Source organism: Actinoallomurus sp. NPDC052274 (genome assembly GCF_040679475.1).
GTDB classification, from domain to species: Bacteria; Actinomycetota; Actinomycetes; order Streptosporangiales; family Streptosporangiaceae; genus Actinoallomurus; species Actinoallomurus liliacearum.
Map to the genome: position 1 here is coordinate 1 of NZ_JBFAUT010000009.1, position 11,582 is coordinate 11,582.

11 protein-coding genes are annotated in these 11,582 nt (G+C 72.9%); 8 read left to right on the forward strand and 3 right to left on the reverse strand.

What is annotated here, in order from left to right; all coding sequences use genetic code 11:
* Window positions 1-236 precede the first annotated feature (236 nt).
* Window positions 237-836 (forward strand): RNA polymerase sigma factor, encoded by a 600-nt coding sequence (locus AB0K82_RS10370; protein WP_364395065.1) that lies wholly within the window; start codon window positions 237-239, stop codon window positions 834-836.
* A complete protein-coding gene (locus AB0K82_RS10375) occupies window positions 833-1,798 on the forward strand; it encodes a CU044_5270 family protein (RefSeq protein WP_364395066.1) in 966 nt (321 codons plus the stop codon). The genes AB0K82_RS10370 and AB0K82_RS10375 overlap by 4 nt, the downstream gene beginning before the upstream one ends.
* A 68-nt stretch (window positions 1,799-1,866) precedes the next feature.
* On the opposite strand, the gene AB0K82_RS10380 is transcribed toward AB0K82_RS10375, so the two are convergent.
* On the reverse strand, window positions 1,867-2,346 hold the full coding sequence (locus tag AB0K82_RS10380) for an Rv3235 family protein (RefSeq protein WP_364395067.1): 480 nt from the start codon (window positions 2,344-2,346) through the stop codon (window positions 1,867-1,869).
* Between the two features lie 237 nt (window positions 2,347-2,583).
* On the opposite strand from AB0K82_RS10380, the gene AB0K82_RS10385 reads away from it, so the two are divergent.
* Window positions 2,584-5,343, forward strand: a complete 2,760-nt coding sequence (locus AB0K82_RS10385) for an amidase domain-containing protein (RefSeq protein WP_364395069.1) — start codon at window positions 2,584-2,586, stop codon at window positions 5,341-5,343.
* Between the two features lie 4 nt (window positions 5,344-5,347).
* Entirely contained in the window at window positions 5,348-5,908 is a 561-nt protein-coding gene (locus tag AB0K82_RS10390) for a hypothetical protein (protein ID WP_364395071.1), read from the forward strand.
* A gap of 60 nt (window positions 5,909-5,968) precedes the next feature.
* Here AB0K82_RS10390 and AB0K82_RS10395 read toward each other — a convergent pair whose 3' ends face one another.
* On the reverse strand, window positions 5,969-6,715 hold the full coding sequence (locus AB0K82_RS10395) for a GntR family transcriptional regulator (RefSeq protein WP_364395073.1): 747 nt from the start codon (window positions 6,713-6,715) through the stop codon (window positions 5,969-5,971).
* A gap of 165 nt (window positions 6,716-6,880) precedes the next feature.
* Between AB0K82_RS10395 and AB0K82_RS10400 the strand changes: the two genes are divergently transcribed.
* The 3 genes from AB0K82_RS10400 to ptsP are packed head-to-tail and all read left to right on the forward strand — an operon-like array spanning window position 6,881 to window position 9,859.
* Window positions 6,881-7,912 carry an SIS domain-containing protein gene (locus tag AB0K82_RS10400; RefSeq protein ID WP_364395380.1) on the forward strand — a complete coding sequence of 344 codons (1,032 nt, stop codon included), beginning with the start codon at window positions 6,881-6,883 and terminating at the stop codon, window positions 7,910-7,912.
* Between the two features lie 14 nt (window positions 7,913-7,926).
* Window positions 7,927-8,190, forward strand: coding sequence for an HPr family phosphocarrier protein (locus AB0K82_RS10405; RefSeq protein ID WP_364395382.1), 264 nt, complete (start codon window positions 7,927-7,929; stop codon window positions 8,188-8,190).
* Window positions 8,183-9,859, forward strand: coding sequence for a phosphoenolpyruvate--protein phosphotransferase (gene ptsP, locus AB0K82_RS10410; RefSeq protein WP_364395075.1), 1,677 nt, complete (start codon window positions 8,183-8,185; stop codon window positions 9,857-9,859). Before AB0K82_RS10405 ends, ptsP begins: the two co-directional genes overlap by 8 nt.
* An 8-nt stretch (window positions 9,860-9,867) precedes the next feature.
* Here the strand turns inward: ptsP and AB0K82_RS10415 are convergent, their stop codons facing one another.
* Window positions 9,868-10,449, reverse strand: a complete 582-nt coding sequence (locus AB0K82_RS10415; protein ID WP_364395077.1) for a TetR family transcriptional regulator — start codon at window positions 10,447-10,449, stop codon at window positions 9,868-9,870.
* 123 nt (window positions 10,450-10,572) lie between these two features.
* Here AB0K82_RS10415 and AB0K82_RS10420 point away from each other — a divergent pair, with 123 nt between their 5' ends.
* Window positions 10,573-11,502 (forward strand): SDR family oxidoreductase, encoded by a 930-nt coding sequence (locus tag AB0K82_RS10420; protein ID WP_364395079.1) that lies wholly within the window; start codon window positions 10,573-10,575, stop codon window positions 11,500-11,502.
* The last annotated feature ends 80 nt before the right edge of the window (window positions 11,503-11,582 follow it).

Sequence of the window (11,582 nt, forward strand, 5' to 3'; positions counted from 1 at the left end):
GGCCTACGCCCTCGAACGACCGACCGATCCCTGATCTCGAAACCCACCACGTCCCCTGCCGGGTCGAGGTGTTGCAACGATCGCTAGAAGGCAAGTCTCCGCCCGGGGCCGTTCGGTCTTTCCGGGCGGTGCCTCCCGAAAGCGGTGCTTCCCGAAAAAAGTCGGAACAACGCGGCGCCCCACCACCAAGTACCGGATGACCGATGCACGATGCACGGCATCGAAAGGAGACTTCGGTGGAGAACACGCCGCCCCCTGACACGAGGGAGGCGACCGACAGCGAGGCGATCGCGGAGTCCGTCACCGAGCCGGAGAGGTTCTCCCAGATCTTCGACCGGCACTGGGACGCCATCCATCGGTACGTGGTCCGCAGACTCGGCCCCGAGGTGGCCGAGGACGTCAGCGCGGAGACCTTCGTCGTCGCCTTCCGCGCCCGCGCCCGCTACGACCTGACCCGGCCGGACGCCCGGCCGTGGCTGTTCGGCATCGCGACGAACCTGATCGGCGAGCACCGTCGGGTCGAGCGCCGCCGGCAGCGCGCGTTGGCGCGGGCGAACGCCGAGTGGATGACGCTGCCGTTCGACGAGGGCAGCGACGCGCGCGTGACGGCCCAGCGGCTCGGTCCCCGGATCGCCTCCGCGCTGACACGCCTGTCGGCGGCGGAACGCGACCTGCTGCTGCTCATCGCCTGGGCCGACCTGACGTACGACGAGGCGGCGCAGGCGCTGGAGCTGCCGCTCGGCACGGTCAGGTCCCGGCTCCACCGGGTTCGCGGGAAGCTCCGCCGGGCGTTCGGCGGAATCGACCCCTCTCGTCTGCAGGAGGAGTTCGCATGATCGACAACGAGATCGACCTGGTCGGCAAGGTCCGTCCGGCGGATCCGGCGCGGGACACGGGGGCCAGGGCACGCGCCTGGGCGCGGCTGCACGCCGAGATCAGCGGAGCTCCGCAGACCCGGCGCCGGGCGGTGCGTCGGCGCGGATGGGTCCTGGCGGTCGGCGTGGCGGCGGCGGCCTGCACGGCAGCCGGGATCGTGGCCGTGCTCCCGGGAGGGCACGCGCTGGTCTCCCCGGAGGCCCTCACGACGCGGACGCTGGAGCTGGCCGCGGCGACCGTCGAGACCCAGGCGTCCGTCGGCCGGCCCCGGCCGGGACAGTGGGTCTACACGCTGCGGATGGACAAGTACGCCCTCCAGGACGGTGACGTCGTCGGACCGGAGGCGATGCTGCACGGCAAGGTGAAGGAAGAAGAGTGGTGGCGGTTCGACGGCAGGCGCCTGGCACGGTCGCTCCAGGGCGGCAGGCTCTACGTCAAGGGCGTTCTGCCGAAGATGGGAGATCGGCCGCCGCGTCGCCCTGATCCCGCCGTTAACGCGGGGTGGATCGGGGGGCCCGGCATCTGGAATTCCGCGCCGAAGGTGGTGTACGACTACGTCGCCGTGCTGCCGACCGATCCGGCCGCCCTGCTCGCGCGGATCCGGAAGGACGGCCACTACCGCCAGGACGATTACGGCCGAATGTTCGGCAGGATCTCCGGGATTCTGCGGGATGACAGGCTCATGCCGCCGAGGACGACCGCGGCGTTCTACCGGGCTCTCGCGCTGATGCCCGGGGTGCGCGTCGCCAAGGACGGCACCGACTACGCCGGGCGCCACGGCATCGCGGTCCTCTGGGGGAAGCCGGGTGCGACGGGAGGCATGGAGATCATCCTCGATCCTCGGACCTACCGCTACATGGGCGACTCGACCCAGGCGGTCCTCGGCTCCGCAGTGGTCGACCACGCCGGGCAGCGCGGCTGACGACCGAGGTCGCCTGAGGTCCCGGCCGTCCGCGACAGGCGATCGCGGACGGCCGGGCCCCCGGTGTCTCAGACCGGGAGCGCGGTCTCGATGGCGGCGCAGCGCCACCGGCCCCGGCCGTGCTCCAGGCGCAGCGCCAGGGCGTGGGCCCGCGGCCCGAAGGCCGCGATGGCCGTGACCTCCGCGACGCCGGGCGCGGGCGCGCAGACCCGGACCGTGCCGAGCCGGGGCAACGCCCGCGTCGGCATCCGGGCGGCGAACCCGTCCAGGTGCTCGAACAGCTCCGGCGTCGTACGGCCGGCGAGGTGGTGGTACGGCCGCACGCCGGCCAGCACCTCCAGGACGAGCCGGGCGATGAGCCGCGCCTCCGCGGTGACGTCCGGCGCGCCGGGGCGTACGACGCCGAGCGGCGGGCGGGTGCGCGGGGGCGGGCCGGAGTCCAGGGCGACGGCCAGTGAACCGTGGACGGCGATCTCGGCGGACCGGCCCGAGCCGTACGGGATCAGCCGGATCGGGGCGGGTCGGCGGGCGGATGGGTTTCGGCGCATGACGGGCCTCCCTTGATGGCTGCCGCGGGGAGGGCGGCAGCCACAAAGAGGCCCGAGACGGCGCGTTGATACGTCCTGGCCGCATCCGGCCAGCCGACGGTGTTCCGCTCGGCGCTTCGGCGATTACCATCGGTGTTCGCGTAGACACTTTCGGCGACATTGGAGGCGCCGTTGCCGGGTCCGCTGAGCTCGTATGTCAGGTCCGCCCGCGAATCGAGCGTTCGCCGGAGGCGGTCGATGGCGCTCGCGATGACGCTGTTCCTGCCGCTCACGCCGTCGGCACCCGCAGCCGTCGCGGCGGCCGTGCCCCGGGCGACGGAGCGGTCGCCGGACGGGCCGGTGGCCCAGCGGAAGGCCCGCGCTGAGGGCGGACGGACGGCGGCGAGAGGAGCGCCCAGCACCACGGCGCCGCCGACTCGGACGGGCCCGCCGGGCGGCTCCGTCCGGGCGACGATGGAGCCGACCGATCGGCAGGCTCCGGGCGGCCTGCAGGTCGTCACCAGCACCGCGCCGACGCTGTCCGCGGTCGCGACCGACCCCGGCGGCGCGCCGCTGGACTACACCTTCCAACTGCTGACCGACTTCGACGACAGGGCGCCCGTCCGGCAGGCGACCGTCACGGGTGTCCCGTCCGGACGGCCGGCCACCCTGACTCTGGGCGCGCTGCGGAATCCGGGCGTCTACGGCTATCGGGTCCGGACCACGAACGGCAGGAGGGTCGGCGACTGGTCGCCCGTCACCTGGGCGGTCGTGGACGCTCCCGGCGTTCCCACCGAGCTGGGGACCAACCTCCAGGACCCGGCGAGCCCGGTCCTGACCGGACTGGTGGCCCGTCCGTCCGGGATGCCGGTGACGGGCTGGTTCTTCCTGTACGACGACGCCGGTAGGCCGGTCGGCGGAAGCCCGCTGGGCGTCGGTGCCGCGGACGGCGGTGAGCGCATCTCGCTCCGGGTGCCCGACGGCCTGACGCGTCCGGGAACGGCCTACACCTGGACGATGAAGGCCTGCGTCCAGGACGCCTGCGGCGCCGCCACGCGACCGGTTCCGTTCCAGGTCCCGCAGACCCCGCCGGCGCTGAAGGGCACCGCGTCGACGACCTTGACCGACAAGGCGATGTCCGCCTGGACCGGCAGAGCGGCGCCCGGCGACTGCGCGGGCACCTCCTGCGCGCTGACCGCCGACACCAGGGTCCGGATCGGCGGCACCGGCTCAGGGCGACAGGTCACCCTGCTGAAAGTGGACCCGTCCGCCGTTCCCCGGGGCGCGCGGATCACCTCGGCGACTCTCAGGCTCGGCCGCCCGACCTGCGCCGCCCACGGCGGCTGCCCGGCATCGGCGCGTCTGATCGCGGCCCAACTGCGGAGCGCCCCGGGCGAGGGCGCGACCGGCGCCGACGTCGTCGCCGCGTCGATCCCGGACGCCGGCACGTCCTCGACTCTCCAGGACGCCGCGCTGGACCTCACCGATCTGATCCGCTCGTGGCGGCATGAGCCGGCGACGAACACCGGCATCGCCGTGACCTCCGATTCGGCCACCGCGGTCGGCTACGACCTGGCGAAGGCCTCGGTCGAGGTGACCTACATCCCCGGCACGGCGCCCGGCGCGGTCTCGGCGGCGACCGCCCGGCAAGGCGACGGCGGAGCCCTGGTCACCTGGGCTCCACCCGCCGACTCCGGGGCGGCGGCACCCCCGCTCACCGGCGACGGCGCCACCGACACGGCCGTCACCGGCTACGACGTTCAGGTCCTGGACCACGCCGGCCACGTGGTCAGGACGCTGCGGAGCCAGACGCCCGGCCTGACCGTCGCCGGTCTGACCGACGGCGCCGCGTACACGATCCGGGTCCGGGCACGCAACGGCTTCGGCGCGGGCGCCTGGACCACGACCGGCGCGATCACCCCGGTGGCCGTCCCCGGTGGGACACGACGATTCCTCGACCTCACCACCGCCTACGTCAGGGCCCGCGAGGGCCTCATCGAAGGCGGTACGTCCCACGCCGCCGTCGAGTCCGGGGCGGTCGGTGACGCCATCCGCGCCCTGCTCGCCGCGCACCAGAACGACCTGCTGGACATGCGCGGATTCGCGCGAGGCATGGGATCGGCGCAGCTGTCCAGCACCGTGCGGATGGACTCGTCGCTGGTCACCTACTCCCCGGCGGACAGGACGGTGACCGTTCGGGCCGACCTGTCCGGCACCAAGGTGTACGCCGATGGCGTCGGCACCGGGCACGAGCACAAGGTCCGCAGCGAGTATCGCGAGTGCGCCGACTTCGTCTTCGGCGTCGACGCCGGTGACGACCGGGTCACGATGCTGCGTGAGCTGGCCGGCCCGGCCGTCGACGCGTGGGCGATGGGCGGGGAGATCAACGCGGTCACCAAGGACCAGGCCGGTGCGCCCGAGGCGCACCTGGGACCGGACGAGGTCTTCGCGGCCGGGAAGGACGCGGCTCCCGACGCGGCTCCCGGCGCGCCGGCCGGCGCCGCCCACTCGGCGATCAGCCATTCCGGCATGGTCGGCTGGGCCGTTCGGCACATCAGGGATCGCTGGCAGTATCGCCAGGACTGCACCAACTTCATGTCGAAGGTCATGCACTATGGCGGCGGCGCGCATTACATCAGCGGCTGGTACACCAACCATTCCGCGTGGTGGCGCAACACCGATCCGCCGCCGCTCGCGCCCGGTGCCACCCGTTCCTGGACCCTGGCCAGCGCGAATCACGACCATTTCAGCCGCAAACACCACCGTGTCACCTGGAGACGGAGTTACGCCCAGGTCAGGGTCGGCGACGTCATGTGGTGGGATGACCGGCTCGATGGCATCGACCACATGTCCATGGTCACCTACAAGAGCGCCGACAACCCGGGCGGCATCTACATCGCCGACCACGGCCTCGGCTCGAGCCCGACCGTTGGTTACGACGCCTACCGGCCGCTCGCGTTCGCGATGAGACGCGACAGGACCGTGCGCAACATCGGCTACGCGAGTCTGGACTGGTGACCGCATGACGCTTCTGAGACGGGACGGACGGGGCATCGCGGCGGGTCTGCTCGCCGCGGTGGTCCTGTCGGGATGCTCCTCGCCGCCGGAGCCTCCGAAACCGCCGCCCGGCGTGACGTTCGGAAAGCGCCTCACCGAGGACAGGAAGTTCTCCGAGAGCGCCTCGGAGATCACGGGCAGCGAGGCGGTGCTGGTCCGGTTCGTCGACGCCATGCGTGCGCGTGATCCCGCGGCCATCGCGCGCATCGGCATCGGCGAGGACGCGCTCGCGCAGGCCCGGTCACTGGTCCGGAACTACGCCCGGCTGCTCGACGGGCGGGTCGTGATCACTTTCGCGGTGATCGGCAAGCCCGAAGAACGGGCGGCCTGCCTGAACTTCCCGAGCTATCCCTACCAGCTCGTCCAGTTCGTGCGGAAAGCCGACAAGGACGGGTCCCGATGGGACCTCGTTCTCGCCAAGGCGCAGGGCGCACCGCCGTCCCTCCGACCGGGCCGGCCATCGCCGTCGCCGCACGACGACCGCGACACCTTCTGTCAGGACGGCTTCGCGGTCGACGGAGGCTGAAGCGACGGCTCACCCGGGACGGCGCGGCGACGGCTCACCCGGGACGGGTGCGGCGGTGGTTCAGCTGGGACGGCCGCGGCGGGGGATCTCCAGGGCGCCGCGCAGCTGGTAGCGGTCGGCGCGGTAGGTCGAGACGGCGAGCTCGACGCACTTGCCGTTCATGAACGACCGGCGCTGGAGCAGCAGGACGGCGCTGCCACGGGGCAGGTCGAGGAGCCGGGCGTCCGCCGTGTCGGCCAGCCCCGCCTCGATGGTCTGCTCGCCGGCGTCGAACATGACGCCGAAGCGCTTCTCCAGCACGTCGTACAGCGAGACGTCGCCGAGCGGGATGTCGAGCAGGCCCGGGGCGACGGTCGCCGGGATCTGGGAGCGTTCGACCGCCATGGGCTCGCCGTCGGCGGTGCGCAGCCGCTCGATGACGTGCACCCCGGTGCCCAGCGGGATGCCGAACACCCGCGCGAGGTTCGCGTTCGCCTGCGTCGTGCGGTGGTCGAGGTCCCGGGCGCCGGGTTCGAGGCCGCGCGCCCGCATGTCCTCGGTGAACGACACCAGGCGCAGCGGCATCTCGATCTTCGGCCGCGCGACGAACGTGCCCTTGCCGGGGACCCGGTACAGCCGGCCCTCGGTGACCAGGTGGTCGACCGCCTGGCGGACGGTCATCCGGGACAGCCCGAACCGCTGGCACAGCTCGCGCTCCGACGGGATCGGCGCGTCCACGGGCAGCTCCGCGTCGTCGATCAGGTCGAGGAGGATGCCGCGCAGCTGGAAGTACTTGGGCACGGGACTCGTGGGGTCGATCTTCCCCATTTGGTACCTCTGGTGGCGAAGTCGGGAGGTGAAGTATGGTTCAGACTGGTCTAGTCCGGACTAGACCACACGTCAGAACTGACTGTCAATGCAGGTCAGCAACACGAAGACGTAACGAGAAGATCACAGGCGAAGGATGGGATGGTTCTGGTGAGCACATCGCACATGCGGGCGGAGATCGGCGAGCAGCCCGCCGCCCTGCGGGCCACCCTCGACGCTCTGCTCCCCCGGATGCCGGAGATCGGGCTGCTGGCGCAGGAGACCCGCCAAGTGCTGTTCATCGCGCGCGGGTCGTCCGACAACGCCGCCGTCTACGGCAGCTACCTGGTCCAGACACACGCCGGACGGCTCGCGACCCTCGCTTCGCCGTCGGTGGCCACGACCTACAAGAAGCGGATCGACCTGTCCGGCGTTCTCGCGGTCGCCATCAGCCAGTCGGGTAAGACCGAGGAGATCGTCGAGTCGCTGGACTGGGCCGCGGACTGCGGCGCCCGTACGATCGCCGTCACCAACGGCGAGGGGTCGCCGCTCGCTGAGGCCGCCCAGATCGCCCTCGTAACGAAGGCGGGCGCGGAGGTGGCCGTCCCGGCGACCAAGACCTACACCACGCAGCTCGCGGCGCTGGCCGTGCTCGGCATCGCCCTGGGCGCCGACGTGGACGTCGCGGACCTGCGCCGCGCACCCGACGAGGTGGAGCGCCTGATCACGGCGACCGAGGAGTCCGGCGCGCTGGGACCGATCGTCGACGGCCTCGCGGGCGTGAAGGGCGTGGTGGTGTCCGGGCGCGGCATCGCGTACGGCACCGCCCTCGAACTGGCCCTCAAGCTGAAAGAAGCGTGTTACCTGCACGCCATGGGCCTGTCCTACGCTGATCTGCTGCACGGCCCGATCGCCGTCGTCGACGAGGAGACGCCAGCGGTCCTCGTCGCCGCCGACTCGGGGCCCACGCTGTCCGGCACGGTGGCACTGGCCGAGCGGGTGGTGGCGGCGGGTGCCCCGGCGTACGGTATCGGCGGTGGCCGGGCACTGTCCGAAGCGACCTCGTGTGCACTGCCTGGTCCGGATCTGCCAGAGTGGGTATCGCCGCTCGCCTTGATCGTGCCAGGCCAGCTGCTGACCGAGGCGCTGGCCCGTGGGCTCGGCATCGACCCCGACGTCCCACGCGGCCTCGACAAGGTGACCCAGACAGATCAATGACGCAGGAGGACTACATGGCCGAGCGCCGTGTCAGGGTGGAAACGAAGGTAGGGCTGCACGCCCGCCCGGCCGCGCTCTTCGTTCAGGCGGCCACGAGGACGTCTCTGGACGTCACCGTGGCCAAGCCGGGCAAGGACCCGGTCAACGCCAAGAGCATTCTGTCCGTTCTCGCCCTCGACGCCCAGCAGGGCGAGGAGATCGTGATCAGGGCGGAGGGCGACGGTGCCGACGCCGTGCTGGAGGAGCTGGCGGGACTGGTCACCGAGCCGAGTGCCTGAGGTCCTGCGCGGTACCGGGGTCAGCCCCGGAGTCGCGGCCGGGCCGGTGCGGTCCATGTCCGGGGCGGTGCCCGAACCACCCGCCGGCCAGCGTCACGAGGGTGACGCCCACGCCGAACGCGCGCGTGCGCTGGCCGCGCTGGACGCCGTCGGCGCGGACCTGGAGGAGCGCGGCGCGCAGGCGGGCGGCGAGGCACAGGACGTCCTGGGCGCCCAGGCGATGATGGCCCGGGACCCCGGGCTGGCCGGCCTCGTGACCGACCGGATCGACGGCGGTCTGTCGGCGCCGCGCGCGGTGTACGAGGCATTCGGCGTCTTCCGCGCGGCGCTGTCCCGCGCGGGGGAGTACATGGCCGCGCGGGTCGCGGACCTGGACGACGTGCGGGACCGTGCCGTCGCCGTCCTCCTGGGCGTGGGGGCGCCGGGCGTCCCCGACTCCGACGAGCCGTTCGTGCTGGTCGCGCGGGATCTGGCCCCGGCCGACACCGCCCTGCTGGACCCGGCGAAGGTCCTCGCCTTCGTCACCCGGGACGGCGGTCCGACCAGCCACACCGCCATCCTCGCCCGCGCGCTGGGCGTGCCCGCCGTCGTCGCCTGCGGCGACTGCACGGACCTCACCGACGGCACGCTCGTGCTGGTGGACGGCGCCTCCGGCGAGGTGCGCCCCGACCCCACCGAGCAGGAGATGGCGGCCGCCCACGCGGCGGCCGGGGCATGGGCGGCCGCGCTCGACCTCACGACCGGGCCGGGCGCCACCGCCGACGGGCACCGGATGCCGCTGCTGGCCAACATCGGCGGCCCGAAGGACGTCGAGGCGGCCCTGGCCTGCGGCGCGGAGGGCGTCGGCCTGTTCCGCACCGAGTTCCTCTTCCTCGACCGTACGACCGCCCCTTCGGAGGAGGAGCAGGAGTCGGCCTACCGTGCCGTGCTGGAGGCGTTCCCGAGCGTCGTCGTCCGGACACTGGACGCGGGCGCCGACAAGCCCCTGGCCTTCCTGCCGCCCCCGGACGACGAGCCGAACCCGGCGCTCGGCGAACGCGGCCTGCGCCTGTTCGACAGCCATCCCGGCGTGCTGACGGGGCAGCTGCGCGCCCTCGCCCGCGCCGCCGACGGACTGGACGCCGAGCTGCGGGTGATGGCGCCGATGGTCGCCGACGCCGCGGAGACCCGGTCGTTCGTCGCGGCCTGCCGCGCGGCCGGGCTGACCCGCGCCGGCATCATGATCGAGATTCCGGCGGCGGCGCTGCGGGCCGCCGACCTGGCCGCCGAGGCGGACTTCTTCAGCCTCGGCACCAACGACCTCGCCCAGTACGCCTTCGCCGCCGACCGGCAGCTCGGCGGGCTCGCCCGCTTCCAGGATCCCTGGCAGCCGGCACTGCTCGACCTCGTCGCGCTGGCCGCCGGAGCCGCCACCGCCGCGGGCAAGGACTGCGGCGTCTGCGGCGAGGCGGCCGGCGACCCGGCGCTCGCCTGCGTGCTCACCGGTCTCGGCGTGACCTCGCTCTCCATGAGCGCCCGGTCGCTGCCCCTGGTACGCGCCGCGGTGGCCGCGCACACCCTGGACCAGTGCCGCCGGGCCGCCGAGGCCGCCCGCCGCGCCACCGACGCCGACGGCGCCCGCACGGCCGCCCGGGCGGAACTCCCGGGCCTGGAGCCTCTCGGCCTTTAGGGCCTGTCTCAACCCATTTGAGGCAGGTCCTGGCCGGTGGTCACGGCCTTCAGCTCGTCGATCGCCTCTCGGATGAGCTCCGACAGGTCCTTCTCGTCGGTTCCGACGATCCACCGCTCGAACGCGACCTTGAAGACGGCGACTCCCGCCTCCGCGGCCAGGCTGGCGGCCAGGTCCGGAACACCGCGCCGGCGCAGTGCGTCGGCGACGGCGGAGGCGAGTGACGCGAGCTTGATCAGCTCGCGCTCGCGCAGCTCCGCGGTCGAGTCGATGACCTTCTGGCGCCGCCGGGAGAACTCGCGGTCCATGAGGACGGAGCCGACGGACTCCAGGGCGGCGGTCACCGCGTCGATCGGCGCCGCGGACTCGTGCGCGTCGGCGACGGCGCGCACGAGGGAGTCCTGCAGGATCTCCGAGCCCGCGAACAGGACCTCCCGCTTGTCGGCGAAGTGCCGGAAGAAGGTGCGCTCCGTCAGCCCCGCCCGCTTGGCGATCTCCGCCACCGTCGTCTGTTCGTACCCGCGTTCGCCATAGAGCTCGAAGGCCGCCTGCGCGAGCCGGCCGCGAGCGTTCGGCTCCCATCGACCCATGCCCTGATCGTAGCGCGATGACAGCCGCTGACATCGCTTGCTATGCTGACGACAGTCACTGACATCGGTCGGTTCCCGGGACACGTCCGTGCCGAGGCCGGCCGACCATTCGGAGGTCTTCTCATGCGCGTATTCGTCACCGGCGCGTCCGGCTGGATCGGCTCCGCCGTCGTTCCGGAGCTCATCGGCGCCGGCCATCAGGTCATCGGGCTCGCGCGCTCGGACACGTCGGCCGCCGCCCTCACCGCGGCCGGAGCGGAGGCGCTTCGCGGCACTCTCGACGATCTGGCCGTCCTGCGGGACGCGGCCGCCGCGTCGGACGGCGTGATCCACCTCGCTTTCAAGCACGACATCGCCTTCTCGGGGGGCTTCGAGGACGCCGCCGACGCGGATCGCCGCGCCGTCGAGACGTTCGGCGAGGTGCTCGCGGGCTCCGACCGGCCGTTCGTCCTCGCCTCCGGGCTGGTCGGGCTCGTGCAGGGGCGGGTGGCGACCGAGGAGGACGGGCGTGAGCCGGCTCCGGAGTCCGTGCCGGCCGGTCCGCGGACCCGGTACGGGACCGGGCTCCTGACGCTCTCCCTCGCCTCCCGCGGCGTCCGCTCCTCGGTGCTGCGCCTGCCCCCGACGGTGTACGGCGACGGAGATCACGGGTTCATGGCGGCCCTGATCGGCGTCGCCCGCGACAAGGGTGTCTCCGGCTACATCGGCGACGGTTCCAACCGCTGGCCCGCGACCCACCGGCTCGACGCCGCCCACCTGTTCCGCCTGGCGCTGGAGAACGCCCCGGCGGGATCGGCGCTGCACGCGGTGACCGACGAAGGAGTGCCGATCCGCGAGGTCGCCGAGGTGATCGGCCGCCACCTCGATCTCCCGGTGGTCTCCGTCTCTCCCGAGGACGCGGGGGAGCACTTCGGCTGGCTGGCGGGCTTCATCGGGGCCGACGCTCCGGCCTCCAGCGCGCTGACCCGCGAGCTGCTGGGATGGCAGCCGACCCAGCCGGGACTCCTCGACGACCTCGACAAGGGCCACTACTTCCAGAGCCCGTCCGCCTGACGACCCGCTCGCCCGACCGGCCACCGGCCGACGCGCCCACTCCGGGCGTCGTCAGCCGGTGACCCGGCCGCCCGCGGCGC

Excerpts from the sequence above, each read along its gene's own strand:
- AB0K82_RS10375 (WP_364395066.1), top strand. The coding sequence starts at position 833 with ATGATCGACAACGAGATCGACCTGGTCGGCAAGGTCCGTCCGGCGGAT.
- AB0K82_RS10380 (WP_364395067.1), bottom strand. The coding sequence starts at position 2,346 with ATGCGCCGAAACCCATCCGCCCGCCGACCCGCCCCGATCCGGCTGATC.
- AB0K82_RS10385 (WP_364395069.1), top strand. The coding sequence starts at position 2,584 with ATGGCGCTCGCGATGACGCTGTTCCTGCCGCTCACGCCGTCGGCACCC.
- AB0K82_RS10390 (WP_364395071.1), top strand. The coding sequence starts at position 5,348 with ATGACGCTTCTGAGACGGGACGGACGGGGCATCGCGGCGGGTCTGCTC.
- AB0K82_RS10395 (WP_364395073.1), bottom strand. The coding sequence starts at position 6,715 with ATGGGGAAGATCGACCCCACGAGTCCCGTGCCCAAGTACTTCCAGCTG.
- AB0K82_RS10400 (WP_364395380.1), top strand. The coding sequence starts at position 6,881 with ATGCGGGCGGAGATCGGCGAGCAGCCCGCCGCCCTGCGGGCCACCCTC.
- AB0K82_RS10405 (WP_364395382.1), top strand. The coding sequence starts at position 7,927 with ATGGCCGAGCGCCGTGTCAGGGTGGAAACGAAGGTAGGGCTGCACGCC.
- AB0K82_RS10415 (WP_364395077.1), bottom strand. The coding sequence starts at position 10,449 with ATGGGTCGATGGGAGCCGAACGCTCGCGGCCGGCTCGCGCAGGCGGCC.
- AB0K82_RS10420 (WP_364395079.1), top strand. The coding sequence starts at position 10,573 with ATGCGCGTATTCGTCACCGGCGCGTCCGGCTGGATCGGCTCCGCCGTC.